Raw genomic sequence first — 25,563 nt, forward strand, 5'->3', positions numbered from 1 at the left:
GTCCCGTCCGACCGCCTTGCCCGGCACCCGAATTAGGCCCCGGCGGCGGTCCCGGGGTCCGTCGCGAGACGGGCGTGCAGGTGGACGTCGCGGAACGCGTTCTGGCGGCCCGCCTCGAACATCGCGCCGCGCAGCGTTCCCTCGTAGAGGAAGCCGCACGTCTGCGCTATGCGGCAGGAGGCCTCGTGGCCGAGAGCGTGGCCCAGCTCCAGGCGGTACAGGCCCAGTTCGGTGAAGGCCCAGTCGGCGGCCAGGGCGAGGGCGCGGGTGGCGACCCGGCGGCCGCGCGCCTCGGGCAGCACCCAATAGCCGACCCGCGCCGACCGGAACACCCGGTCGATCACGTTGATGCCGATGTGCCCGAGGGTCGTATCGCTCTGCGCGTCCGCGATCCGGAACGGCGCGCAGGTGCCGTCGGTCGCCTGTGCCAGTTGCCTGACCATGGCGGCCCGGGCGCCGGCGAGGTCGATGTCCGGGGTGAGCGGGGTGTTCCAGCGGAGGAAGTCCGGGTCCGCGCGGCCGTGCCACCAGGCCTGGACGTGGGACTCCTGGTCCGGGTCCCAGCGGTCCAGCCGCAGGCCGTTCCCGTGGGGGACGGCGTCGGGGCGGTGGCTGGCGGGCTGTTCGTCGGTCTGGGCCATGAGGCCATTGAAACTCCTGTGCGGGGTGACGGCCCAGCCTGTTTCAGCGCACCTCGGGACGGAACACCGGCACGCCCTCCCGGAAGACGACCTCCAGCCGAAGCCCGGCGCGCGGCTCGGGGACGTCCACCAGCTCGGTCATCATGCGCGGGCCCTCCGCCAGGTCGACCACGGCGGCCACGTAGGGGACCCGGTCGCCGAACGGCGGGAGGTCGTTGCGGTGCACGACGGACCAGGTGTAGAGGGTCGCCCGGCCGGTCGCGGGCTCCCAGTCGACGTCCTCGCTCCAGCAGTGCGGGCAGAACTCCCGGGGGTAGTGGTGCGCCCGGCCGCAGGCACGGCAGCGGCGCAGCAGCAGCCGGCCCTCGGCCGCCGCCTCCCAGTAGGGGAGGGTGAAGGCGTCCGGTTCGGGGAGGTCGAAGCGGGGGGCATCCATGGATCTGACGGTACGTCAGGTGACTTGGAAAACCGAGAGCCGGATCGGACACAAACTGCGGGGCCCGTGGACAAGGAGCCACGAGCCGAGAAGTAGGTGAAGCACAGGTCATTGAATCCTCCCCTTCCCTGAGGGAGGGGATTCCTGGCTCAGGCCACCTCCTGGAGCGGCGCTCCAGGAGGTCTTGCGCCATCGGCACCAGCCGGGTTGAGACCAGCCCGGACGAGCATCACGCGTGCGGAGTTCTTGTCCCGTGGGGACGCAATTCCGCATGCGGTGCAGGTGTACGTACGCTCACCCAGCGGCAGTGCGTGCTTGGCTCTCGCTCCGCAGTGCGCGCAGTCCATCGTGGTGTACGCGGGGTGGACCAGGCGGATGTCCCGCCCGTGCTTGCGGCCCATCTCGATCAGGGCCGTCTTGGTGGCGCCGATGGCGGCGTCAGCGGCTTTGCGGGCCATCGTGGTCCCGCCATCGCCCGCCCCTGCCACCACGCGACCATACGAGCGAGATTCGCACACCCACACCCAACTCCCGCCACGCCCACCCCTACCAGCGAACATGGGAACACACGTTCCTTTTCGCCTTCGGTCGAACACGATGGCGCTCCGCACCCGGGGGCCGGATAGGCGAGACTCCGCATCAATGCGGTGCGATCCCTCCCCGGCGCGAACGCTGCGGCCGCCTCATAGGACCCCCACGTTCGATCCGGACACCCTCCTCGACTCCATCACCCCGACCGCCAAGGTCACCGACTTCAGCAAGGACAAGAAGGGCAAGCGGAATTAACAGGCCGCCGCGGAAGTAAGAAGCTCTCACAATCGAGAAAGAGCTCTAACAGCCGCGATAGCCTCACCGAACGCGGTGTTCTTTCCCGTCTGTCTAAGGACACCGCCCACCCGTGACGTCGGGCCCCAGCGCACCGGGGCCCGACGTCACGGGTCTTTCTTTTTCCGCCGGATGTGCTCCGGATGAGGTGGGCTACGTCACAGGTCCCACCCACTTCTCCTACCGGTGTGATCAATCCGCAACCAATTCCGGTCTTGACCGAGACCCATCAACGTGAAGCGTGATTACGCTCGCGCTCATGGCCGTGTTTCCCCCCACCGTTTCCCCCGTCTACGTCATCGGCGCAGGCCCGGGAGGGCTCGCCGCCGCGTATGCGCTGCGGGCCCGGGGCATCCGCGCCGTAGTCCTGGAGAAGTCGGACGAGGTCGGCGCGTCCTGGCGCCGGCACTACGACCGGCTCCACCTCCACACCACCCGCCGGCTCTCCGCGCTCCCCGGCCTGCCCATGCCGCGCCGCTTCGGCCGCTGGGTCTCCCGCGACAACGTGGTGCGCTACCTGGAGAAGTACGCCGAGCACCACGAACTGGAGATCGTCACCGGTGTCGAGGTCTCCCGCGTGGAGCGCTCGCCCGACGGCGAGGGCTGGCTGCTGCACGCCACCGGCGGCCGGGAGCTGACCGGCTCGGCGGTGGTGGTCGCCACCGGCTTCAACCACACGCCCCGCATCCCCGACTGGCCCGGCCGGGACGGCTTCGGCGGTGAGTTCCTGCACGCCGGCCGGTACCGGGACGCCGGGCCCTTCGCCGGCCGGGACGTCCTGGTCGTCGGCCCCGGCAACACCGGCGCCGAGATCGCCGTCGACCTGGTGGAGGGCGGCGCGGCCCGGGTCCGGCTGGCCGTCCGCACGGTCCCGCACATCGTGCGCCGCTCCACCGCCGGCTGGGCCGCCCAGTACAACTCCATCCTGGTACGACGGCTCCCGACCCGTCTGGTCGACCGGCTCGCCCGGACCATGGCCAAGGTCAGCGTGCCCGACCTGGCCGCCCAGGGCCTGCCCCGCCCCGACAGCGGGCTCTACAGCCGGGTCAAGCAGGGGGCCATCCCGATCCTGGACGTCGGCCTGATCGACGCGGTGCGCCAGGGCAGGGTCGAGATCGTGGCCGCCGTCGACGGGTTCGAGGACGGCAAGGTCGTCCTCGCCGACGGCACCCTCCTCTCCCCCGACGCGGTGATCGCCGCGACCGGGTACGCCCGCGGGCTGGAGGGCCTCGTCGGCCACCTCGACGTCCTCGACGAGCGCGGCCGCCCCACCGCCCACGGCCCCCGCACCCCGAAGAACGCCCCCGGCCTCTACTTCACCGGCTACACCAACCCCATCAGCGGCATGTTCCGCGAGATGGCGATCGACGCGGAGAAGATCGCCAAGGCGGTCGCCAAGCGGCAGCGGATAGCGTAGAAAACCTCAGCCTCCTTACGTACGGCCTCTGTTACGCATGTGACCGATGCGACGAGAGTTCTTTGTTACCTGCGGTAGCACTTCGCCCGTGTGCGAGACCAGAATGTGAGCCCTGCTCAACTTTCCGGCTCCACCCCTCTCGCTCATGACGGAGGACGCACGTGGCACGTGAAAGACAGCTCCGACCCGCCAAGCCCCTGTCCCGCCGCACCCTGCTCGGCGGTGCCGCCGCCGGGGCCGTGGGCCTCACCGCGGTCTCCGCGGGCACCGCGTCCGCGGCGAGCTCCCGGACCGTCGACGTCGCGATCGTCGGCGGCGGCCTCGCCGGGCTCACCGCGGCCCGCGACCTGGTGGCGGGCGGCAAGACGGTCGCCGTCCTGGAGGCCCGGGACCGGGTCGGCGGCCGGGTGGTGAACCTGAAGCTGGCCAACGGCGGATTCACCGAGGGCGGCGGCGAGTTCATCGGCCCCACCCAGGACCGCATCAAGGCGCTGGCCGACTCCCTGGGCGTGGCGACCTTCACCACCTACAACACGGGCGACAACCTCCTCTACAAGGACGGCACCCGCACCCCGTACGACACCAGCGGCCTGCTCGGCTCGGTCCCGCCGGTGGACGCGGCCGGGCTCGCCAACGCGGCGATCGTGCAGTCCGAGCTGGACAGCATGGCCACGAAGGTGCCGGTGGACGCGCCCTGGACCGCCGCCAAGGCCGCCGAGTGGGACAAGCAGACCTTCGAGAGCTGGCTGAACGCCCACGCGATCGTGCCCTCCGCCAAGTTCCTCCTGGACCTGGCCTGTACGTCGATCTTCTCGGCCCAGCCCCGCGAACTCTCCCTTCTCTATGTCCTCTACTACATCGCCGCCGCCGGCAACGCCTCCACCGCCGGCACCCTGGAACGCCTCACCGACACGGCCGGCGGCGCCCAGGAGTCCCGCTTCGTCGGCGGCTCCCAGCAGGTCCCGATCAAGCTCGCGGCGACCCTCGGCGACCGGGTGGTGCTGAGCGCGCCCGTCCGCTCCATCACCAAGTCCGGCGGTTCCTACGTCGTCACCGCGGACGGCGTCACGGTCAACGCAACCCGGGTCGTCGTCGCCGTACCGCCCCCGCTGGCCGCCCGGATCACCTACGACCCGCTGCTGCCGGCCGCCCGCGACCAGCTCACCCAGCGGATGCCGATGGGTTCGATCGGCAAGGCCATCGCCGTCTACGACAGCCCCTTCTGGCGGGCCGACGGCCTCAACGGGCAGGCCGTCAGCGACTCCGGCGTGGTCCGCTCCACCTTCGACAACTCCCCGCCGGACGCCTCCTACGGTGCGCTGATGGGCTTCATCGAGGCCGACGAGATGCGGGCCTACGACGCGGCGAGCACCGACGACGTCAAGGCCGCCGTCCTGGCCGACTACGTCAACTACTTCGGGGACAAGGCCAAATCCCCCACCTCCTTCGTGCTGCAACGCTGGGACAATGAAGGCTTCTCACGGGGCGGCCCGGTGGCCTACGCGCCGCCCGGTGTGCTGACCGAGTACGGTGCCGCGCTGCGCGAGCCGGCGGGCGGCATCCACTGGGCCGGCACGGAGACCTCGACGTTCTGGACGGGCTTCATGGACGGAGCGGTGCGCTCGGGCGAACGGGTGGCGAAGGAGGTGCTGGCGGCGCTCGGGTGACAGCGCGGGCACCTCCGGCTGTTTTCGGCCTCAACTTTGCGTGCACGGCCGTTCCTGACGCAGTGTCAGTTCAGTAATCTGACACTGCGTCAGTTAATGTTGCTGTCACACAGGAGCGGGCGGAACGATGCTTGGATCAACCCACGGCACCCTCACCACCGACTCCCGCCGGGCCAGGACCATCGCCTGCGGTGAGCAGCGTCCCGGGCCCGCCGTCCACGGACGGGCGGCCGATTCGGACGAGCTGGACGTCAGCGGACGGCCGCTGTACGCGGACGTACCGGATCTGGACAGGTTCTTCCGGCCCGAGTCCGTCGCCGTGGTCGGCGCCTCGGATACCGACGGGCGGCCCAACACCGGCATCACCCGGCAGATTCTCGACTGGGCCGGGCGGGTCGGGGCCCGGGTGCACCCGGTGCATCCGACCCGGCCGTCGGTCTTCGGCATCCCCTGCGCTCCTTCCGTCGCCGACCTGCCCGAGCAGGTCGATCTCGCCGTACTCCTGGTCGCCGACCCCCTTCCGGTGATCGAGGAACTGGCCGAGGCCAAGGTGAAGTTCGCCGTCGCCTTCGCCTCCGGGTTCGCGGAGACCGGCGAGGAGGGCGCGGCCGCCCAGACCCGGCTCGCGGCCGCCGTCCGCCGCTCCGGTCTCCGCCTGCTCGGCCCGAACACCAACCTCAACGCCTTCGAGCGGTTCCGGGACGACCTGGACGGCCCGGCGATCGCCCTGATCACCCAGTCCGGACACCAGGGCCGGCCGGTCTTCGCCGCGCAGGAACTCGGCATCCGCCTCTCGCACTGGGCCCCGACCGGCAACGAGGCCGACCTGGAGACCGCCGACTTCATCTCCTACTTCGCCGAACGCCCCGAGGTCGGCGCCATCGCCTGCTACGTCGAGGGACTGAAGGACGGCCGCGCCTTCCTGCTGGCCGCCGACCGCGCGGCCCGCCGCCAGGTGCCGGTGATCGCCGTGAAGGTCGGCCGCACCGAGGCCGGCGCCCGCACCGCCGCCTCCCACACCGGCAAGCTGACCGGCGCGGACGACGTGGTCGACGCGGCGCTACGGCAGTACGGGGTGATCCGCGTCGACGGCCTCGACGAACTCCAGGACACCGCCGCCCTGCTGGCCCGGGCCCGGGCACCGCGCGCCGACGGGGTCGTGGTCTATTCGATCTCGGGCGGCACGGGCGCGCACGCCGCCGACCTGGCGTCGGGCCTGGGGCTGCGGCTGCCGGTGCTGTCCGAGGCGCGCCAGGCCGAGCTGCACCAGTGGATACCGGAGTACCTGAGCGTGGCCAACCCGGTGGACAACGGCGGGCACCCGGTGGGCGACTGGCGCGGCCGGAAGATCATCGACTCGATCCTCGCCGACCCGGAGGTCGGGGTGCTGATCTGCCCGATCACCGGCCCCTTCCCGCCGCTGAGCGACCGGCTCGTCCAGGACCTGGTCGACGCGGCCGAGGCCAGCGACAAGCTGGTGTGCGTGGTGTGGGGCTCGCCGGTCGGCACCGAAGCCGCCTACCGCGAGGTCCTCCTCGGCTCCTCCCGGGTGGCCACCTTCCGCACGGTCGGCAACTGCCTCACCGCCGTCCGCGCCTACCTCGACCACCACCGCTTCGTGAGCACCTACCGCTCCCCCTTCGACGAGGCCCCGCGCACCCCCTCGCCCTCCTACCGCAAGGCGCTCGCGCTGATGCGGCCGGGGCAGCAGCTGAGCGAGCACGCGGCGAAGCAGCTGCTGCGCGCGTACGGCATACGGGTGCCGCGCGAGCAGTTGGTGACCAGCGCGGCGGCGGCGGTGCGCGCGGCGGGGCTGGTCGGCTACCCGGTGGTGATGAAGGCGTCCGGCGGGCAGATCGCCCACAAGACCGAGCTGGGCCTGGTGAAGATCGGCCTGACCTCCGCCAGCCAGGTCCGGGACGCGTACCGGGAGCTGACCGACATCGCCCGCTACGAGGGGGTGACCCTCGACGGGGTGCTGGTCTGCCAGATGGTCGAGCGGGGCGTGGAGATGGTCGTCGGGGTCACGCACGACGACCTGTTCGGGCCGACCGTGACCGTGGGTCTGGGCGGGGTGCTGGTGGAGGTGCTGCACGACGCGGCGGTGCGGGTGCCGCCGTTCGGCGAGGAGCAGGCCCGGGACATGCTCGCCGAGCTGCGCGGGCGGGCCCTGCTGGACGGGGTCCGGGGGCGGCCGCCGGCCGATCTCGATGCCCTCGTCGAGGTGATCCTCCGCGTCCAGCGCATGGCCCTGGAACTCGGCGGCCAGCTCGCCGAGCTCGACATCAACCCGCTGATGGTGCTGGACCAGGGGCAGGGCGCGGTGGCGCTGGACGCGTTGGCGGTGTGTCGCTGAGATGGCCGAGAAGACGACCGCTGAGATGAACATGCCCGATTCCCCCCGAGAGTCGGAAAAATCCGTTGAGTCATTGGTACTGCACGCCACTGACAACCGGGTCGCCCAGCTCACCCTCAACCGCCCCGAATCCCTCAACGCCATCACCCCTGACCAGCGAGAACGCATCATCCAACTGCTCGCCGAGGCCTCCGCCGACCCGGAGACGGGAGCCGTGGTCATCACCGGCACGGGCCGCGGTTTCTGTGCCGGCGCCGACCTCCGCGGCGGCGCCGGAGCGGCCGAACGCCTCCCCGGCGACGTGGCCCGCACCCTCCGCCTCGGCGCCCAGCGCCTGGTCTCCGCCGTCCTCGACTGCGAGAAACCGGTGATCGCGGCGGTCAACGGCACCGCCGCCGGCCTCGGCGCCCATCTCGCGCTCGCCTGCGACCTGGTCCTGGCCGCCGAATCGGCCCGCTTCATCGAGGTGTTCGTCCGCCGCGCCCTGGTCCCCGACGGCGGCGGCGCCTACCTCCTCCCGCGCCTGATCGGCCCGCACCGCACCAAGGAGCTGATGTTCTTCGGCGACGCCCTGTCGGCGCCGGACGCGGAACGCCTGGGCCTGGTCAACCGCGTCGTACCGGACGAGGAGCTGGCCAAGACGGCCCGCGACTGGGCCACCCGGCTGGCCGCCGGCCCGACCCGGGCCCTCGCCCTCACCAAACAGCTGGTCAACGCCTCCCTGGAGGCCGACCGCGGCACCGCGTTCGCGGCCGAGGCGGCGGCCCAGGAGATCAACATGACGACGCGGGACGCCCAGGAGGGTCTGCGGGCTTTCGTGGAGCGCAGAAGCCCGGACTTCCGGGGCCGGTGAGACCGCACGGGCCGGCCGTGCGGTGGGCCGGTCAGCCGTCGGTCCGTTCGAGGATGCGGAGGGTGCCCGCGTCCGGGTCGCCGAAGAGTACGAACAGCTGGGGGGACTTCTCACTGCCGCCGATGGACCAGTGGGTGTTCTCGCCGCAGTCGGCGTCGAGGCTGAGCAGTACGCCGTCACGGCCGGTGCCGGAGCTGTCGGCGTCGGGCCGCCAGGTACCGGACCCCTCGCACACGACGTAGTCACGGAACTCGCCGTCGCCGACGGGAGGCTGGGCGGGCAGCCCCACGGCCTCGGCGCTGCCGTCGGCGCGCAGCCGCAGCTCGGCTCCGTCGTCGCCCCGCCAGACCCCGGTCAGCTGGGCGGCGGTCAGCTTCGGCGGCTCGTACTGCCGGATCAGGCCGGCCTCGGTGGCCACCGCGCCGCCGCCGAGGGCCAGGAGGAACAGGGCGACCGAACCGGGCACCGCCCACCGCCAGACGGCCGCCGGCCGCCAGGAGCGCCTGCGGACGTACCCGACGCCGAGGGTGGGCAGCAGGCCCAGTGCGGCCAGGACCGGGACCATCGTGGTGAGCGGCCAGGACCACAGCAGCGCGGCCAGTCCGCCCCAGAGGACGGCGGGTGCCGCCGGGGCCGCCAGGTGCCACGCCCAGGACGGGCCGCCCGGGCGCCGGGATGCGAGCCGGGCGAGCACCACCGCGGGCCGGGTCAGGACAAACGCCTGCACCACGCCCAGCACCGGCAGCAGCAGCCACCCGAAGACCAGGAAGCACGCGGCGCCCAGGGCACCGCCGGACCCGGCGCCGTAGTCGTCGCCGGTGGCGCTCCCGGCCCACCACAGCACCGCCGCCGCGGGCAGCTGGGCCGCGCCGAGGGCCGCGGCCGCGCCCAGATCGTCGCGCGACCAGGACACCTCGCCACCGCACAGTCGTTCACGTATGTTTCCCCGCCCCATGAGCGCAGCGTAGGTGCACGTATCACGCCCCCTCACCACCCTTCCCATCTGACGATGCGTCAGCTTCAATGAAGAGGTGATGGGACACGCAGGGGCGGCGGCCGCCGCCGTCCGTTATCTCAGGTCGACTCCCGGGCCGGGCCCCGTGGAGGCGCTGCCACGCCCGGAGTTGCGGTGTGTACGCGCCGGCGAGCGGGCCCCGCTCGACCAGACGGAGTTCCGGCGCGTCCTCGGGAACTTCGCGACCGGGGTGACCGTTGTCACGGCATCGGCCGCCGAAGGCGAATCCTCCCCCGCCGGTTTCGCCTGCCAGTCCTTCTCCTCCCTCTCCCTCGACCCGCCCCTGATCTGCTTCATGGTCGGCCGTACGTCGGCCACCTGGCCGCGCATCGCCCGCGCGGGCGTGTTCTGTGTGAACGTACTGGGGGCGCACCAGGGCCAGTTGTGCCGCGGGTTCGCGGTGAGCGGGGCGGACAAGTTCGCCGGTGTCGTGTACGACGCGGCGCCCGTATCCGGTTCGCCGCGTCTCGCGGGCGTCGCCGCCTGGGTCGACTGCACGATCCAGGCGGTGCACACCGGCGGGGACCATCTGATCGTGGTGGGCCGGGTGGACGCGCTCGGCGCGAGCGCCGCTGACGACGTCGCGCCGCTGCTGTTCCACAAGGGGCGGTTCCTCTAGTTCCGCGGCAGGCGACGTTCGCCCGTAAAGGCGCGTGGTGGAGAGGCGTCCGGGTACCGTCGCGCTCACGTCACCCGAGGCCGGTCTGCTGCAGTGCCGTCGCGGAGACTGCCTGCTGCGCCTCCGTCGCGGCTTCGGCCTGTTCCGCCTCTCCCTTCGCGGCCAGGGCGTTGGTCGCGGAGTTGAAGCACTCCATGGAGGTGGGACGGTCGGGGCCCAGGACGTACTCCTTCAGGGTGCGGCGGTCGGGGACCATCGGGTCGGTGTGCGGAGCGCGGACCGAGTCGAGGATCTCCGGGAGGCGGGCGCACTGGCGGTCCAGGAGGTAGGCGCCGCCCGCTGTGGTGTAGGCGGCCCGGAACTCGTGGTCGGGCAGGTCGCGCGCGTTGGTGAGGACGTATGGCTTGAGGCTGGCCACGAAGTCGGCGACCACCGAGGAGACGTCGCTGATGAGGATGTCCGCCTGGTTGAAGCACTCGTAGAGGTTCGGCAGTTGCTTGAGGATCACGTTGTGGCGGACGGCTCCCTGGCTCTCCCAGAAGATCCGGTGCCACTCCGCGCGCAGTTCCTGCCACTCGGCCGCCGCGGCACGGTCGGGGACCCGGGCCTCGCGCATCTGCTCGGCGTCGTCGCCGCCGTGCCGGCCGGCCAGTTCGTCGAGGCGGGCCTGGATCTCCCGCAGCCGGGGCCGTGCGGCGGCGTTCGCGGCCTCCGCCGCCGCGGGGTCGCGCCGCTCGTTGTCGGCGCGCAGCAGCTCGCGGATCACCTTGTCTGCGGCCGCCGCCTCGGCCGAGCGCTTGCCGGTGAGCGGGTGCGGCTTGTAGACGATCCGTACGTTCTCCGCCAGGAGCTTCTCGATGAGGGGCACGCCCATCGGGATCAGAGAGGTGTGGCAGTCGTCGTCGCTCCAGCCCTCCCAGGTGGGCGCGTAGAGGACGACGGGCAAGGGGCCGGGGACGTGTTCGGCGTGCAGGCGGATCGGGGACAGCTGCGGGCGGCCCACCTCCACGATCGCGCTGTCGCTGATCGCGTGCCGCACCCGCTGGTAGCGGTCCCGGCCCGCGCGGCCGGCCACCCAGATCTCGTCATACACCTTGCTGACCCGGTTGCTGCTGGCGAGCTTGTCGCTGTCGCCGTGCCCGATGAAGACGTGCTTGGCCTCGGCCACGCGGAGCATGTGAACGTTCTTGCCCGCGTTGCCGGGATACAGCACGACCCGGACGCCGGACAGTTCGAGCTCGGCCAGGTCGTCGGCCTTCGGTACGCAGACCACCGGGATCCAGGTACGGCTCAGGTAGCGGAACGAGGCACGCTCCCGAAGGATGATCACCGGACGCAGGTCGAGCTGCTCGAGCGTCTCGATCCACATGTTGACCTGGTACATGAAGTCACGAGAGACGGCCGCGAAGCTGAAATAGAGCGCCACCTGCGGTCGGTATCCCTCCAGTTGGCGGTTGACCTCGGCGAACACGTCGTCCCGTGCGGGCACCCGGCGCGCCCTGCGGTACTGGCCCAGCAGCGCGAGGACGGCCGCCGCGGTCACACCGACGGTGAGCGCGAAACCCGCGTAGGCCGACTCCCAGGTACCGGCGATGAGCGCGGCGAGGAGCCCGGCGTGGGCCGGCAGGTCCAGGTGGAGGAGCTTGCGCAAGTGGCGTCTGTACAGGAGGGCGGGCGGCTGCTGCGGTATCCGCAGCTCGCTCAGGTCGAGGTTGCGCACCACCAGCGGCAGCACCCGGCGCCGGCGGATGGCGTGGTGCACCGCCGTGTACAGCATCATCATCGCGAAGTGACCGCTGAAGACGGCGAGGGCGGTGACCAGCACCACGTCCGGCGCGTCCATCCGGCTCGCCAGCGCGAGCAGCATCACCGTACGAACCGCGAACCGCATGGTGCGATCGAGATGCAGCGCCGCCAGCCGGCGCACGAAACTCGCGGCGCGCACATGCAGTACCTCGTCCACCGCATACGTCACGGCCGTGGCCGCCACGAAACCCCACAGGGACGGCAGCAGGGCGAAAACCGGCAGCGCGGCGAAACCGACGCCGAGCAGGAGCACAAGGAGCAGGTCGATCACCCTGTGCACACGTAGAACTCCACACAACCGACGGATCATCATGGGCACGGCTTCCCCCTACGAGACCGTCCACCCGGACAGGCGAACTGGTGTGTCCGCCGGTTCGACCCGGAAAGCAAGGAAAGAGTTGTACACCTGACTCACATGAAAAATTCACCTTCCGTACGGCCTGGTGGACACGTTCGGCGTGAACGACGGTGAGGACGCCGGGCCGCCCGGGGGGGTCCATATGTGGTTGTCAAGCCGCAGCTGCGGCGGGAGCTGGCTCGGGATGCCGGTAGTGGGTGCCGTTGCGCAGCATCGCGTAGAGGACGTCGCAGCGTCGGCGGGCCAGGCAGATCAGCGCGGCGTTGTGCTTCTTGCCTTCGGCGCGTTTGCGGTCGTAGTAGGTCCTGCTGGTCGGGTCCGACAGGGCGGCGAACTCGGCGAGGAAGAACGCGCGTTTGAGCTTGCGGTTGCCGGTGCGGGCGGGGTGCTCGCCTTTGATGCTGGAGCCGGAGCTGCGGGTGACCGGGGCGATGCCGGCGTAGGCCGCGAGATGTCCGGAGCTGGCGCGGCGGAACCGGGCGACCTGGTCCCGCAGGCGCGTCGGCAGTCCTGCCGGAGCCCATCGCGCCAACGGCGCCACGATGGCGTCGCTCGCGAACGCGCTCCGGACGGGCTCGCTGGTGAGCATGATCCCGGAAGGCACGACGTGGTGCGGCCTGGCATCCGGTCGTTTCACGACGGCGACGTTCCAGGCGGCCATCGACGGCGGCGTCCCGGTCCGCCCGATCGCGCCGAGGTACCGCCTGGCCGACGGCCGCGAGACGAACCGTCCCGCGTTCATCGGCCCGGAGTCGCTGATCGCGTCCCTGCACCGGGTCGCGGCCCTGCGCGGGCTGGTGCTCGAGATCCACATCTGCCCCGGAGATCGCCGCGGGCCGCGCGGAGAGCCGTCGTGAGCTGGCGGCGCTCGCCGAGGCTGCGGTGCATTCGGCGCTGGGGACGGTGCAGATCCCGGCCCAGCGGCGCCGGAGCACCCAGCGGGTCCCACTGGCTTCGCCTCCTGCGAAGTGATCCGGGCCTGTCGCCGCGATCCGGCGACAGGCCCGGGTTAGGAGGCTTTCGCGGTTTTGCGCGCGGGCCTGTCATCGTGATCCGATGACCGGCCCGTTCGCCGATCTTCCGCGTGGACTTCGACGGCGGCTGCGGCTCGCTTGGCCGGCTCGGCCTGGCTCGGCCCGTCCGGTCGGCTCGGCTTACCCGACCCCGTCCGAACTCGGTCCAACCCGATCGGCCGGCCCGTCCGGTCGGTTCGCCCGTCTGAGCTCGGTCCAACCCGGCTGGCTCGGACCGTCAGGCCGGACACGTCCCGCTGACTCGGCGCGCTGGACTGATCGGTCTGTCGCGCGCGCCCGGTTTGCGCCGGGCACGAAGCCGCGCTCTCGTTCAGCTGATGGCGAGCGTGAGCTTCCCGCCGGGGTGACCGTCCTCGCTCTCGATCTGCGCGGCGGCCGCGTCCTCGAGTGGGTAGCTCTTGCCTTGCGCGATCCGGACCCCGCGGTCGGTGACCCAGCCGACGATCGCGGTCAGCACCTCCCGCGACTGCTCGGGACCCGAGTACGGGATCCCCAGCTCGTAGGCGGCCTCATCGGCGATGGTGACGATCCGGTCCTTCGTGCCCCGCAGCTTGACCGACCCGGGCAGCACCCCGTGCCCGGCGGCGTCGAACACGGCGTCCACCGGTCCCGGCGTGGCCTCGCGAACCCGCTCCTCCCAGCCGTCGCCGTAGAGGACGGGCACGACCCCCAGCGACTTCAGGTCGTCGAGGTTCCGGCTGCCGGCGGTGCCGATGACGGTAGCGCCCTGCGCGACGGCCACCTGCGCGGCGAAGCGCCCGACCGTGCCGCTGGCGCCGTGGACCAGCAGCGTCTCGCCTTCGCGGACCTCGAGCAGTCCGAGGACGCGAAGCGCGGTCTCGCCGGCGACCGGCAGCGCCGCCGCGTCTGCCCACGAAATGCCTGCGGGCTTGGGCGCGAGCGCCTTCGCCAGCGCGTACTCGGCGTAGCCGCCGGTCTCGGGCCAGCCGAACACCTCGTCGCCGACAGCGAACTCCGCGCCCTCGCCTGCGGCGTCGACGACGCCGGCCACTTCGAAACCGGGGGTGTGTGGGAAGGAAACCTGGAAGTTCTGCCGCTTGGAGCCGTTGCGGATCTTCCAGTCGAGAGGGTTGATCCCGGCGGCCCGGACGGCCAGCCGCACCTGCCCCGGGCCGGGTTCCGGCACCGGGACCTCGGACAGCTGCAGGACTTCCGGCCCGCCGTAGGCGGAGAAGGTGATCGCTCGCATGGGTTCTCTGCGTTCCTCGAGTTGTGACTTCGAATGTCGGCGGATGCGTTGCCGTGCCCAGAGCGCCGAGACCGTGGGCACGATCGCGAGGCGTTCATCGCGGCCGGAGGCTCAGGAACCAGCCACGTTCGTGGGCGCGGTCCAGCCGGTGGATCGGATCCACTCGGCCAGGTCCAGGGTGGCCGGCTCGATCGCCCGCACAACCGCAAGATCCGACGGGTGTTCCGCCGCCTTCGCGAACTGGCGGAACATCGCCCTGTCGAGGTCGCTGGGAAGCACGCTCAACGGGAGGGCCTCGTAACGTGCCGGGAGCCCGGCGCGCGCGCCGAACGCCGCGGCGATCTGAGGGCCCGTGAGCTCGTCGCCGACGAGCTCGACGGCTCCGCCGGGTGCCTCCGCGGTGTCGAGCAGGAGCGCGGCGGCGACCCGGCCGACGTCCCTGAGCGAGATCATCTTCAGGGCGACGTCCTCCGGCAGCGGCAGCCTCAGCACGATCTCTCCGTGCTCCAGGCTCGGTGCCATCTCCTCCATGAAGGGGGCCGGGCGAACCATCGTGGCCCTGAGGCCGGACTTCCTCAGGTGCTCCTCGATCGAGTGCTTCGAGTCGTGGTGCGGCACACCCCACTCCCGGTCCGCGCCGATGACCGAGTTGAACACGACGTGCGGGACGCGTGCCGCGACCGCCGCGTCGACGAGCGCGGTGCCGATGCGGATCTCCGTCTCGACCTCTTCGAGGCTGTTCGCCTCCGGGGTCATGAAGTAGAACCCCTCGACCGCCGTCAGCGCGGCGGCCAACGACGCCGGGTCGTCGGTCCGGATGGCCGCCAGCTCGACGCCGCGGGCGGCCAGCGCCTGAGCCCGGTCGGACTGCGGGTTGCGGACCAGGGCCCGCACCGGGGCCTTGTGATCCAGCAGCGCGTCGACCACGAGCCCGCCCTGTCGCCCCGTCGCGCCGAAGACTGCGATCGTGCCGGTCGTCTGTGTGCTCATCGCTGCCACCCTTCACCAGCGGCCTCGACCTTGATCTTTTGTGACATGTCTCTACGGTGCGGTCCGCGGCGCCAGGCGCACCACCGGTATCACGCCAGGTTCTTCCGATAACCCGCCAGTGGCGGGTAGCCTCGATGGCGTGTCCGACTCCAGCGGCGAGCCGAGCTTCTGCACCGACGATGCGCCGTTGTCGGTGCCGCTGGCCCATGGCGCCGAGGTGGCCGCGCACTTCCACGACTACGGCCAGCTCCGCTACGCCGCGCGTGGGGCCCTGGTCACAGCGACCCAGGTGGGCACCTGGGTGGCGCCGGCCAGTCGGATCATGTGGGTGCCGCCCTTCTCGGTGCACAGCAGCAAGGCGTACGGCGAGACGGACATCCGGGTGCTGTCGCTGCCCGTGACGCTGACCGGACAGCTGCCGGCCGAGCCGTCGGTCTTCGTGGCGAGCGCGTTGCTGCGCGAGGCCTATCTGGCGCTGATGAGCGAGGGCGAGCCGCTGGAGAGCCCCCGTGCGCGGCTGCTGATCGACGTCGTACTCGCCGAGCTCGCCCGCGCCGCACAGGAGCCGCTGCGCCTCCCGGAGCCGAGCGACCGGCGTCTCAAGGCGGTCACCGACCTGCTCCACGTGGACCCAGCAAGCCCGGCGACCCTGGCCGAGCTGGGCCACCGCGCCGGCGCCAGCGAACGCACCCTGAGCCGACTGTTCGGCAGCGAGCTGTCGATGAGCTTCCACCAGTGGCGCACCCTGCTGCGCATCCAACGGGCGCTGATCGAGCTCAGCGACGGTGCCTCGGTCACCGCCACGGCGATCCGGCTGGGCTGGTCGAACCCCAGCAGCTTCATCGACGCCTTCACCGAGCTGGTCGGTCAGACACCCGGCCGCTATCGCTCGTCGGCTCGGTCCTCCGGCAGTCCTACTCAGCGATACCCATGGGCCCGCAGCTCCTCATCAGTGGTCGAGTCGTCGTGCGGCCCCGGGCGGCCAGGTGTCACAGGAACCATTGAAGGCAACCACCCCCAAGCCATACCCGGGGCCACTGGATCCTCCGGACCGTACGACAGCCCATCCGACCCATCAACAACGTAGGACCACCCCCCGGATCATGCCTTCGACTGGGGGCGTTAGTCATGCCGGGCCTGGCGACCACAGCTCCTTGAACAGGAGCTACGAAAAAGGTGACGGGGGCGGAGTGCCCGAGCGCCGGAGCCGTCAGGCCGTCGCGGGGAGCACGGGGGTGCCTGCGGCGGGGCGTCGCCGGATCAGCAGCGCCATCAGCGCCGCCGCCGCGCACAGGGTGCCGGAGGCGTACCAGACCATGTCGTAGGTGCCGAAGACATCGCGGGCGACACCGCCGAGGAAGGCGACGAGGGCCGCGCCGACCTGGTGGGAAGCGAGGACCCAGCCGAAGACGATGGCGCTGTCCTCGCCGTAGTGCTCCCGGCACAGGGCCAGGGTGGGCGGGACGGTGGCGACCCAGTCGAGGCCGTAGAAGACGATGAAGAAGATCATCGGGGGGTGGATCGAGGGGCCGAGGAGCATCGGGAGGAACAGCAGGGAAATGCCGCGCAGGGCGTAGTAGACGGCGAGCAGGCGGCGCGCTTCGAAGCGGTCGGTGAACCAGCCGGAGGCGATCGTGCCGACGACGTCGAAGACACCGATGACCGCGAGCAGCGAGGCCGCCGCCGTGATCGGCAGGCCGTGGTCGTGGGCGGCGGGCACGAAGTGGGTCTGGATCAGGCCGTTGGTGGAGGCCCCGCAGATCGCGAAGGTACCGGCGAGCAGCCAGAAGGGCCCGGTGCGGACGGCGGAGGACAGGACCGCGAGCGTCCGGCGGGCGGCCCCGGTGACCGGTGCCGGCTTCGGTACGAAGTCGACCGCGCCGTACGGCTTCAGGCCCACGTCGGCCGGGTGGTCGCGCAGCAGCAGCCAGACGAAGGGGACGACCGCGAGGGCGGCGAGGGCGACGGTGACGGCGGCCGGACGCCAGTCGTACGTCTCGACCATCCAGGAGAGGAGAGGGAGGAAGATCAGCTGACCCGAGGCGGAGGCCGCGGTGAGGATGCCGCTGACCAGGCCGCGGCGGGCGGTGAACCAGCGGTTGGTGACCGTGGCGGCGAAGGCGAGCGCCATCGAGCCCGAGCCGAGGCCGACCAGCAGGCCCCAGCACAGCAGCAGCTGCCAGGCCGCCGTCATCCACACGGTCAGGCCCGAGCCGACCGCGATCACGGTCAGGGCCACGGCGACCACCCGCCGGATGCCGAAACGGTCCATCAGCGCGGCCGCGAAGGGCGCGGTGAGCCCGTACAGCGCGAGGTTGACGGAGACGGCGGCACCGATCGTGCCACGCGACCAGCCGAACTCCCCGTGCAGCGGGTCGATGAGCAGGCCCGGCAGGGAACGGAAGGCGGCCGCGCCGATGATCGTGACGAAGGTGACGGCGGCGACGAACCAGGCACGGTGGATACGCGGGGAACGGGTCGGCTTCGGGCCCTCCGAGTCCTCGGCGGGGGTGGCTGCGGCTGCGCTTGTCTGGGTCACGCCACAAATATCCGGCCGGCCGGTTCATTCCATCGAGTGGCCGAGCGGACAGCATTCGCTAGGATCGGGCCATGAGCAGTGACCCCGGCTTCCGCCCGCACCGCGTCGTCGTCCTCGCCCTGGACGGCCTGCTCCCCTTCGAGCTGGGCATCCCGCACCGCATCTTCGGCCGCCCCAAGGACGCCCGGGGCCGGCATCTGTACGAGGTCGTGACCTGCTCCGTCCGGCCGCCGGGCCCGGTCGAGACCGACGCCGACTTCGCGATCCACGTACCCAACGGCCCGGAGACGCTGGGCACCGCCGACACCGTGATCATCCCGGCGTCGTACGAGCTCGGCCCGGTCTTCGAGGAGGGCGTCCTCACCCCCGAACTGGCCGCCGCCCTGGCCCACATCCGCCCCGGCACCCGGCTCGCCTCCATCTGCACCGGCGTCTACGTGCTGGCCGCCGCCGGCTACCTGGACGGCCGCCCGGCGACCACGCACTGGGCCGAGGCCGACCATCTCCAGCGGCTGTTCCCGCAGATCGAGGTGGACGCGGACGTCCTGTTCATCGACGACGGCGATGTGCTGACCTCCGCCGGGGTCGCCGCCGGCATCGACCTGTGCCTGCACATGGTCCGCCACGACCACGGCACGGCCGTCGCCAACGAGGTGGCCCGCCGCACCGTCGTCCCCCCGCACCGGGACGGCGGCCAGGCCCAGTACATCCACCGCCCGGTCCCCGACCTCCAGGTGGCCACCACCACGGCCGCCCGCGCCTGGGCGCTCGGCCGCCTCCACGAACCGATCCAGCTGCGCGACATGGCCGAGCAGGAGGCCATGTCGGTACGGACCTTCACGCGCCGCTTCCGCGAGGAGACCGGCGTCAGCCCCGGCCAGTGGCTCACCCAGCAGCGGGTGGAACGCGCCCGCCACCTCCTGGAGTCCACCGACCTCTCCGTCGACCAGGTGGCCCGGGACGCCGGTTTCGGCACCGCCCAGTCCATGCGCCAGCACCTGCAGACCGCGCTCGGCGTCACCCCGACCGCCTACCGCCGGACCTTCCGCACCTCACCGGCGCACGTCAGAACGTGAGCACCCCCCGGGCCACCCGCCCCGCCTCCGCGTCCGCGCGGGCCTTCTCGAAGTCCTCCACCGGGTAGGTCGCGGTCACCAGCTCGTCGAGCAGCAAGGTCCCCTGGCGGTACAGCTCGGCGTAGAGCGCGATGTCGTGCTGGGGGCGGGAGGAGCCGTAACGGCAGCCCAGGATGGACTTGTCGAGGAACATGGAGGCGACGACGAAGGACGCCTCGGCGGTGGCGGCGGGCATGCCGAGCAGGACGGCCTGGCCGTGCCGGTCGAGGAGGTCGACGGCCTGCCGGACCAGCTCGACCCGGCCGACGCACTCGAACGCGTGGTCCACCCCGGTCGGCAGCAGGTCCCTGACGCCCTCCGTCGAGGTCAGGAAGTCGGTCGCCCCGAACTGCCGGGCCGCCTCCTCCTTGGCCGGGTTGGCGTCCACGGCCACGATCCGGCGCGCGCCCGCGATCCGCGCGCCCTGGATGACGTTCAGCCCGATCCCGCCCGTGCCGATGACCGCCACCGTGTCGCCGCGGTCGACACGGGCGCGGTTCAGTACGGCGCCCACACCGGTGAGCACCCCGCACCCGATGAGGGCGGCCGAGGTCAGGGGGATGTCCTTCGGGATCCGCACCGCCTGCACGGCCTTGACGACCGTCCGTTCCGCGAAGGCCGAGTTGCACGCGAACTGGTAGACGGCCCCATCGCCGCGCGTGAACGGCTTCTGCGGCCGTCCTATGGCTTTGCGGCACATGGTGGGCCGCCCCCGGTCGCAGTCGGCGCAGGCACCGCAGTTGGCGAGGGTGGACAGCGCGACATGGTCTCCCGGCGCCACATGGGTCACGCCCACACCGACGGCCTCGACCACGCCCGCACCCTCATGTCCGAGCACCACAGGAACGGGGAAAGGTATGGTCCCGTCCACCACGGACAGATCGCTGTGGCAGAGCCCGGCCGCGGACACCGCGACCAGCACCTCACCCGGCCCCGGCTCCCGGATGTCCAGATCGTCGACGACCTGCACCTGTTTCCCGTCGAACACGACTCCACGCATCACGACTCGACCCCCTTCGGTTCCCTCGGCAGACCGAGCACCCGCTCGGCGATGATCGTGCGCTGCACCTGGTCCGAACCGCCGTAGACGGTGTCGGCCCGGGAGAAGAGGAAAAGGTGCTGGGCGGCGTCCAGTTCGTACGGCGCGGCGGCCGACCAGTCGGCCGGGCCCACGCTCGCCGCCGCGCCCCGCACCAGCACGGCGAGCTCACCGAGCCGCTGGTGCCAGCCGCCCCACAGCAGCTTGGCCACACTGGGCGCACCCGGCTCCGCCGCCGAACCCCCGAGCGTCCGCAGGGCGTTCCACCGCATCACCCGCAACTCGGCCCACTGTCGCACCAGCCGTTCCCGTACGACGGGATCGTCGACGGCCCCCGTCCGTACGGCGTCCCGGACCACCCGCCCCAGCTCCTCGGCGAACCCGATCTGCTGGGCGAGGGTCGACACCCCGCGCTCGAAGCCGAGCAGGCTCATGGCCACCCGCCATCCGTTGCCCTCACCCCCGACGACATGCTCCGCACGCGCGTGCGCCCCGTCGAAGAAGACCTCGTTGAAGTCGCTGGTGCCGGTCATCTGCCGAATAGGACGGACCTCGACACGCCCCGGCTGGTCCATCGGCACGAGCAGGAAACTCAGCCCGTGGTGGCGCCTGGAACCGGGCTCGGTCCGCGCCAGCACGAAACACCAGTCAGCCTCGTGCGCCAGCGAGGTCCAGATCTTCTGCCCGCTGACCCGGTAGCCGTCCGCCTCCCGCACGGCCGCGGTCCGCACACCGGCGAGGTCCGACCCGGCGCCCGGCTCGCTGTACCCCTGGCACCACAGCTCCTCGCCCGCGGCGACGGGCGGCAGAAAGCGGGCCTTCTGCTCACTGCTGCCGTGGGCGATGAGCGTCGGGGCCAGCAGGTTCTCCCCGATGTGCCCGGAGCGCGGCGGCGCGGCCGACCGCGCGTACTCCTCCGCCCACGCGACCTGCTGAGTCAGCGTCGCGGTCCGGTTCCCGTACCCGCCCTCCGCCCACCCCAGCCCGATCCACCCGGCGGCCCCGAGCGCACGCTCCCAACTGCGCCGGTCCACATCTGCTTTGGCGTGCGCACCGAGCCAGGCCCGGACTTCGCCGCGAAACGCCTCGTCCTCCGGCGCTGAGCCGAACTCCACGGTGACCTCCAAAGATGGTTCGCACTACGGCCGTACGGAAAACCGCCGGTCACCGCCGTGGGGGCCGATCGCCGTCGCGGCGGAGAGAAGAAGAGGGGCCGACAGGGTGCACGGCCGACGAAAGCGACTGCGCGGGTGGACCAGGGGGCCGGGAGAGACCGGAGGGTCTGAAGGGAGCGAAGGGGCGAACCCGTGAACGCCGGCGCGGACAGCCGACCCAGGGACGCTGGGGGTACCCCCGGCCGAAGGCTGGGGGAGGAACTGCGCGAGCAGCCACGACGGCGCCGCACCCGCAAACGCACCGCACCGCGCAACGGCGCCGCACCCGCAAACGCACCCCACCGTCCCCCTTCACGTGTTCGGCCGCTCCCCCGCCCGCGCAGCGACCTCCATCGCCGCCACCCGCGCCAGCATCGGCATCGGATCCGCCCCCACACTCCCGGGCAGCACCTCCGCGATCCGCTCCGGCGTCCAGGCCCCTTCCGACGCGTACGCGGCCCGCAACTCCCGCGGCTGCGCCCACACCGCGATCTTCGGCCCGGCCACCGTGTACACCTGCCCGGTGATCGCGGCGTCCCGCGCGGCGTCCGACAGCAGGTAGACGACGAACGCCGCCACGTCCTCCGGCTCGCCGATCTCCGTCAGTTCCGTCGGTACGCCCGCCGACATCCGGGTCCGGGCCACCGGCGCCACCGCGTTCGCGGTCACCCCGTACTTGTGCAGGCCCAGCGCAGCGCTCCGCACCAGCGAGATGATCCCGCCCTTGGCCGCGCTGTAGTTGGCCTGGGAGACCGAGCCCTGGTGGTTGCCGCTGGTGAAGCCGATCAGCGTGCCCGCGCGCTGCTTCCGCATCACCGCCGACGCCGCCCGGAACACCGTGAACGTGCCCTTGAGGTGGGTGGCGACCACCGGGTCCCACTCCTCCTCGGTCATGTTGAACAGCATCCGCTCGCGCAGGATCCCCGCCACGCAGACGACCCCGTCGAGACGGCCGTAGGAGGCCAGCGCGGTGTCCACGACCCGCTGCCCGCCCGCCATCGTGGAGATGTCGTCGGCCACCGCGACCGCGTCGCCGCCCGCCGCCTCGATCTCCTTGACGACGGCCTCGGCGACCTCGCTCGTGGGCGAGCCGCCGTCGACCGAGACGCCGTAGTCGTTGACGACGACCTTCGCGCCGTCGGCCGCCGCCGCCAGCGCGACCGCCCGTCCGATACCGCGCCCGGCACCGGTCACGGCGACGACCTTGCCTGCCAAGAAGTTCCCCACGCCCGGCCCCTTCCCGCGGTTTCTGACGGACCGTTAGATTTTATGGCGCGTCAGATGTGCGGACACAAGCCCCGGGGAGGAACCGGATGTCACTGCCGACACTTCATCCGGCGTTTCACGACATCGCCAAGCGCGTCAACAACTGGGGGCGCTGGGGTGCCGACGACGAGATCGGCACGCTGAACCTGATCACCGACGACGTGGTGCGGGAGGCCGCGCGGACGGTCCGCTCGGGCCGGCGCGTCCCCCTCGCCCTGCCCCTTCAACAGGACGGGGTGCAGACCGGGATGATCCCCGGGCGGGTCAACCCGCTGCACGCCATGGTGCAGATCAACCAGGAACTCTTCGGCCCGGGCACCGTCGCGTGCAGCGACGACGCGGTGACCATGGGGCTGCAGGCCGGTACGCACTGGGACGCGCTGACCCATGTCTCGCACTCGGGGAAGCTGTACAACGGCCGTCCGGCGGGCACGGTGACCGCGCACGGCGGGGCGGAGTTCAGCGGGATCGCCACGGCCCGGCACATCGTGTCGCGCGGGGTGCTGCTCGACGTGGCACGCGCGCGGGGTGTGCAGCGGCTGGAAGGGGGGCACGCGGTCACACCCGAGGACCTGGACGCGGCCGAGGAGCTGGCCGGGACGACGGTCCGGGCGGGGGACGTCGTGCTGGTGCGGACCGGGCAGGTGCAGGTGTATCTCGCCGGGGACAAGCACGGCTACGGCTATCCGTCGCCGGGTCTTTCGGTGCGTACGCCGGAGTGGTTCCACGCGCGCGACGTGGCCGCCGTCGCCAACGACACGCTCACGTTCGAGATCTTCCCGCCCGAGATCGAGGACCTGTGGCTGCCCGTGCACGCTCTCGACCTGGTGGAGATGGGGATGCTGCAGGGCCAGAACTGGAATCTGGAGGAGTTGTCCACAGCCTGTGGAGAAACCGGCCGGTACGCGTTCCTGCTGTCGGCGATGCCGGAGCCGTTCGTCGGGGCGACGGGCACCCCTGTCGCACCCGTGGCCGTCCTCTGAAGCCGAACCCGGCCATCCACGTGAAGGCGAAGCCGGTGTCACGCCGAACCCGGCGTGACACCGGCCTTCCCCCATTCCCCCCGGAATCCGAACGGCTGCACGCGCCGGCCCGCCCCGAGCCCGGTCCCGCGCGCCGCCGTCCGACTCGACCCACACTCGACGAGGACTTCCGTCATCAAGGCCCCCGCCGTCCCCTCGCGGCGAATCGCAGACCTCAAGCGTGATCAAACGGTCACAAGGCGTCAACACCCATGTGGAGTTTTACGGCTTATGCCCCGGTTCACCGAGGGCGCGCACGGATGCAACCCCCCGGCGCATCACCGCGCACCGGGGTCAGACCGCCTCGAAGGCCAGCCCCTCGAACGAGGCCAGGCCGCCTCCGTACGCCACCGCCGCGCCCTGCCGGGGCTGCGAACACCGGTCGAGTTCGCACCAGATGCGCTTGCCGGCGCCGTCGGGGCTCCATCCCCAGCGGTCGGCGAGCCCGTCGACGAGGGCCAGGCCCCGGCCGCCGGTCGCGTCGCCGTCGGCGCACCGGGGTACGGGCGCGCGGTTGCTGGTGTCGGCGACCTCCAGTCGTACGGTGACCGACTCCTCGGCGCTCCCGCGGTCCGCGCCGGGCAGCGAGAGCCGCAGCACGGCGGGCCGGCCGGTGTGCACCACGGCGTTGGTGACCAGCTCGGAGACAAGCAGGATCAGCGTCTCGGCCAGCGGTTCGTCCGCCGCTATACCGGACCCGGCGAGGCGCGAGCGGGCCCACCTTCTGGCCCGCCCCACCTCCTCGGGGTCGGGCCGGATCTCCAGCTGCACTTGAAGCACCTGCACCGCTCACACCATCCGAACCGGCGGACACATGAACCCGCACCGAGCGAGCGCCACGGCGAGGACCGCGACGAGCAGAACGGCGAGGGCCACGATCGTAGCCATTTTCTGCATGGCCAGAACAACGGCCAGAGCAAGGGTCACGGAACGTGATTCCCTTACGAGACAGCATGGTTGACGTACAGTCACCCCAACAAGCGCTTCGGGCATATTCCAGCGCGAAGGAGTACGCGTCCGGCATACTGTGCGACGCTCGCTGCGGGGAGTCGAACAGGCGGGGGCGCAAGCCCTTACCGCCGTGCGAGCAGCGGCGTGCACCATGAATCGCGGGGCCGCTTCGACGGCACCGCCGGCATGGCTCGTCCTCGGAACCACTCGCATCCCACAGAAGGTACCCGAGGGGACACTCGACTCCAGGCCGTGACGAGTCACGCGTTGGACACAACCCGGTATCAACGCTCCGTGATTCCGGTATGCCACAATCCGCGACATCCGACCCACCCGCACCATCGATCCCGCAGGCCAGAGCCGTTTCGAACGCTCACCCGAGCAACTCCACGGCGAGCAACTCCTCACTCTCCGTGTTCCCTCCGCCACGCTGCGCCCGCACCCAGGCCCGTTTCAGGTGCAGGTGCACCTCCGCCTCCCAGGTGAAGCCCATCCCGCCGTGCACCTGGAGGCAGTCCCGGGTGCCGCGTACGGCGGCCTCGTCGGCGAGCAGCCGGGCCGCCGCGATGTCCACGGGGTCGGCGGTCACCGCGGCCGCGTAGACGGCCGCCCGCGCGGTCTCGGCGCGCACCAGCATCTCGGCGCACAGGTGCTTGACCGCCTGGAACGCCCCGATCGGCTGCCCGAACTGCTCGCGGGTCCGCGCGTGTTGCACGGCGAGCTCGCACGCGCGCGTGGCCGTGCCGAGCTGCTCGGCGGCGGTGAGCAGCACGGCCACCGGGTCGGGGGGCGCGGCGGAGGCCGGCCCGGGGATCCGGTACAGGGGCGTCAACGGGTCGACCGAGCGCACCGCCACGGCCCCGGACGCGTCCCCGGTCACCGCGTCCGCCTCGGCCAGCCACTCCACCAGGCCACCGTCCACGCGGGCCACCACGGCCTCCCCGTCGGCCGCGCCGGGCACCTCGGCCGCCGCGAGGTGGGTGGCGGCCAGCGGGCCGGTCAGCAGCGCCCGCCCGGCCTCCTCGAAGACCAGGACCGCCTCGGGCAGCCCGAGTCCGACCCCGCCGTCCGCCTCCGGCAGCCGCAGCGCGAAGAACCCGGCCGCGCCCAGCTCCCGCCACAGGTCCCGGTCGAGGCGGCCGGGCGCGCCGGCCGCCGCCCGCAGCGCCTCGCCGTCGAACCGCCGTGCGAGCAGCTCCCGCATCCCGTCCCGCAACGCCCGTTGGTCCTCGGTCAGTTGGAAGCGCACG

Annotated in this window: 21 protein-coding genes and 3 pseudogenes; 10 read left to right on the forward strand and 14 right to left on the reverse strand. The window is 71.8% G+C overall.

Features of this window, described 5'->3' with window-relative positions; all coding sequences use genetic code 11:
- Positions 1 to 32: 32 nt before the first annotated feature.
- The 3 genes and pseudogenes from ACFZDK_RS23695 to ACFZDK_RS23705 all read right to left on the reverse strand — a co-directional run.
- Entirely contained in the window at positions 33 to 641 is a 609-nt protein-coding gene (locus tag ACFZDK_RS23695) for a GNAT family N-acetyltransferase (RefSeq protein ID WP_390975313.1), read from the reverse strand.
- A gap of 43 nt (positions 642 to 684) precedes the next feature.
- Entirely contained in the window at positions 685 to 1,077 is a 393-nt protein-coding gene (locus ACFZDK_RS23700; RefSeq protein WP_390975314.1) for an OB-fold domain-containing protein, read from the reverse strand.
- A 149-nt stretch (positions 1,078 to 1,226) separates the two neighbouring features.
- Positions 1,227 to 1,541: pseudogene (locus ACFZDK_RS23705) on the reverse strand (zinc ribbon domain-containing protein); the annotation flags it as partial.
- 178 nt (positions 1,542 to 1,719) lie between these two features.
- On the opposite strand from ACFZDK_RS23705, the gene ACFZDK_RS23710 reads away from it, so the two are divergent.
- The 5 genes from ACFZDK_RS23710 (at position 1,720) to ACFZDK_RS23730 (ending at position 8,195) form a co-directional block, all read left to right on the forward strand.
- Positions 1,720 to 1,863 (forward strand): hypothetical protein, encoded by a 144-nt coding sequence (locus tag ACFZDK_RS23710; protein ID WP_390975316.1) that lies wholly within the window; start codon positions 1,720 to 1,722, stop codon positions 1,861 to 1,863.
- A 298-nt stretch (positions 1,864 to 2,161) separates the two neighbouring features.
- Complete coding sequence (locus ACFZDK_RS23715) at positions 2,162 to 3,319, forward strand: NAD(P)-binding domain-containing protein (protein ID WP_390975317.1); 1,158 nt, start codon at positions 2,162 to 2,164, stop codon at positions 3,317 to 3,319.
- Positions 3,320 to 3,480: 161 nt separating this feature from the next.
- Positions 3,481 to 4,986, forward strand: coding sequence for an FAD-dependent oxidoreductase (locus tag ACFZDK_RS23720; protein WP_390975319.1), 1,506 nt, complete (start codon positions 3,481 to 3,483; stop codon positions 4,984 to 4,986).
- A gap of 127 nt (positions 4,987 to 5,113) precedes the next feature.
- On the forward strand, positions 5,114 to 7,342 hold the full coding sequence (locus ACFZDK_RS23725; protein ID WP_390975321.1) for an acetate--CoA ligase family protein: 2,229 nt from the start codon (positions 5,114 to 5,116) through the stop codon (positions 7,340 to 7,342).
- Between the two features lie 31 nt (positions 7,343 to 7,373).
- Positions 7,374 to 8,195 carry an enoyl-CoA hydratase-related protein gene (locus ACFZDK_RS23730; protein ID WP_390975323.1) on the forward strand — a complete coding sequence of 274 codons (822 nt, stop codon included), beginning with the start codon at positions 7,374 to 7,376 and terminating at the stop codon, positions 8,193 to 8,195.
- Between the two features lie 31 nt (positions 8,196 to 8,226).
- Here the strand turns inward: ACFZDK_RS23730 and ACFZDK_RS23735 are convergent, their stop codons facing one another.
- Positions 8,227 to 9,150 (reverse strand): hypothetical protein, encoded by a 924-nt coding sequence (locus ACFZDK_RS23735; protein WP_390975326.1) that lies wholly within the window; start codon positions 9,148 to 9,150, stop codon positions 8,227 to 8,229.
- A 79-nt stretch (positions 9,151 to 9,229) separates the two neighbouring features.
- On the opposite strand from ACFZDK_RS23735, the gene ACFZDK_RS23740 reads away from it, so the two are divergent.
- Positions 9,230 to 9,829, forward strand: a complete 600-nt coding sequence (locus tag ACFZDK_RS23740; protein ID WP_390975328.1) for a flavin reductase — start codon at positions 9,230 to 9,232, stop codon at positions 9,827 to 9,829.
- A 70-nt stretch (positions 9,830 to 9,899) separates the two neighbouring features.
- On the opposite strand, the gene ACFZDK_RS23745 is transcribed toward ACFZDK_RS23740, so the two are convergent.
- Both ACFZDK_RS23745 and ACFZDK_RS23750 read right to left on the reverse strand, forming a co-directional pair.
- A complete protein-coding gene (locus ACFZDK_RS23745) occupies positions 9,900 to 11,915 on the reverse strand; it encodes a hypothetical protein (RefSeq protein ID WP_390975330.1) in 2,016 nt (671 codons plus the stop codon).
- A 229-nt stretch (positions 11,916 to 12,144) separates the two neighbouring features.
- Positions 12,145 to 12,459, reverse strand: a pseudogene (locus ACFZDK_RS23750) (transposase); the annotation flags it as partial.
- Between ACFZDK_RS23750 and ACFZDK_RS23755 the strand changes: the two are divergent.
- On the forward strand, positions 12,455 to 12,850 hold the full coding sequence (locus ACFZDK_RS23755) for a 1-acyl-sn-glycerol-3-phosphate acyltransferase (protein WP_390975896.1): 396 nt from the start codon (positions 12,455 to 12,457) through the stop codon (positions 12,848 to 12,850). The pseudogene ACFZDK_RS23750 and the gene ACFZDK_RS23755 overlap by 5 nt on opposite strands.
- Positions 12,851 to 13,337: 487 nt before the next feature.
- On the opposite strand, the gene ACFZDK_RS23760 is transcribed toward ACFZDK_RS23755, so the two are convergent.
- Both ACFZDK_RS23760 and ACFZDK_RS23765 read right to left on the reverse strand, forming a co-directional pair.
- Positions 13,338 to 14,237, reverse strand: a complete 900-nt coding sequence (locus ACFZDK_RS23760) for an alcohol dehydrogenase catalytic domain-containing protein (RefSeq protein ID WP_390975331.1) — start codon at positions 14,235 to 14,237, stop codon at positions 13,338 to 13,340.
- A 111-nt stretch (positions 14,238 to 14,348) separates the two neighbouring features.
- Positions 14,349 to 15,227 carry an NmrA family NAD(P)-binding protein gene (locus ACFZDK_RS23765; protein WP_390975333.1) on the reverse strand — a complete coding sequence of 293 codons (879 nt, stop codon included), beginning with the start codon at positions 15,225 to 15,227 and terminating at the stop codon, positions 14,349 to 14,351.
- 139 nt (positions 15,228 to 15,366) lie between these two features.
- Between ACFZDK_RS23765 and ACFZDK_RS23770 the strand changes: the two are divergent.
- A pseudogene (locus ACFZDK_RS23770) lies at positions 15,367 to 16,134 on the forward strand (AraC family transcriptional regulator); the annotation flags it as partial.
- Between the two features lie 303 nt (positions 16,135 to 16,437).
- Here the strand turns inward: ACFZDK_RS23770 and ACFZDK_RS23775 are convergent.
- Positions 16,438 to 17,766 carry an MFS transporter gene (locus tag ACFZDK_RS23775; protein ID WP_390975336.1) on the reverse strand — a complete coding sequence of 443 codons (1,329 nt, stop codon included), beginning with the start codon at positions 17,764 to 17,766 and terminating at the stop codon, positions 16,438 to 16,440.
- A gap of 71 nt (positions 17,767 to 17,837) precedes the next feature.
- Between ACFZDK_RS23775 and ACFZDK_RS23780 the strand changes: the two genes are divergently transcribed.
- Positions 17,838 to 18,842, forward strand: a complete 1,005-nt coding sequence (locus ACFZDK_RS23780; RefSeq protein WP_390975338.1) for a helix-turn-helix domain-containing protein — start codon at positions 17,838 to 17,840, stop codon at positions 18,840 to 18,842.
- Here ACFZDK_RS23780 and ACFZDK_RS23785 read toward each other — a convergent pair.
- From ACFZDK_RS23785 to ACFZDK_RS23795, 3 genes are all read right to left on the reverse strand, one after another.
- Positions 18,832 to 19,881, reverse strand: coding sequence for an alcohol dehydrogenase catalytic domain-containing protein (locus tag ACFZDK_RS23785; protein WP_390975340.1), 1,050 nt, complete (start codon positions 19,879 to 19,881; stop codon positions 18,832 to 18,834). The genes ACFZDK_RS23780 and ACFZDK_RS23785 overlap by 11 nt on opposite strands.
- The gene (locus tag ACFZDK_RS23790) at positions 19,881 to 21,035 is read right to left on the reverse strand and encodes an acyl-CoA dehydrogenase family protein (protein WP_390975341.1); all 1,155 of its coding nucleotides are present in this window, start codon (positions 21,033 to 21,035) and stop codon (positions 19,881 to 19,883) included. Before ACFZDK_RS23790 ends, ACFZDK_RS23785 begins: the two co-directional genes overlap by 1 nt.
- A 351-nt stretch (positions 21,036 to 21,386) precedes the next feature.
- Entirely contained in the window at positions 21,387 to 22,301 is a 915-nt protein-coding gene (locus ACFZDK_RS23795) for an SDR family NAD(P)-dependent oxidoreductase (RefSeq protein ID WP_390975343.1), read from the reverse strand.
- Between the two features lie 86 nt (positions 22,302 to 22,387).
- Here ACFZDK_RS23795 and ACFZDK_RS23800 point away from each other — a divergent pair, with 86 nt between their 5' ends.
- Positions 22,388 to 23,323: a cyclase family protein gene (locus ACFZDK_RS23800; protein WP_390975345.1), complete on the forward strand. Its 936-nt coding sequence runs from the start codon at positions 22,388 to 22,390 to the stop codon at positions 23,321 to 23,323.
- A gap of 333 nt (positions 23,324 to 23,656) precedes the next feature.
- Here ACFZDK_RS23800 and ACFZDK_RS23805 read toward each other — a convergent pair whose 3' ends face one another.
- Complete coding sequence (locus ACFZDK_RS23805; protein ID WP_390975898.1) at positions 23,657 to 24,133, reverse strand: ATP-binding protein; 477 nt, start codon at positions 24,131 to 24,133, stop codon at positions 23,657 to 23,659.
- A gap of 553 nt (positions 24,134 to 24,686) precedes the next feature.
- On the reverse strand, positions 24,687 to 25,562 hold the full coding sequence (locus ACFZDK_RS23810) for an acyl-CoA dehydrogenase family protein (protein ID WP_390975347.1): 876 nt from the start codon (positions 25,560 to 25,562) through the stop codon (positions 24,687 to 24,689).
- Position 25,563 lies beyond the last annotated feature (1 nt).

Source organism: Streptomyces sp. NPDC007901 (genome assembly GCF_042959465.1).
Taxonomy (GTDB): Bacteria; Actinomycetota; Actinomycetes; order Streptomycetales; family Streptomycetaceae; genus Streptomyces.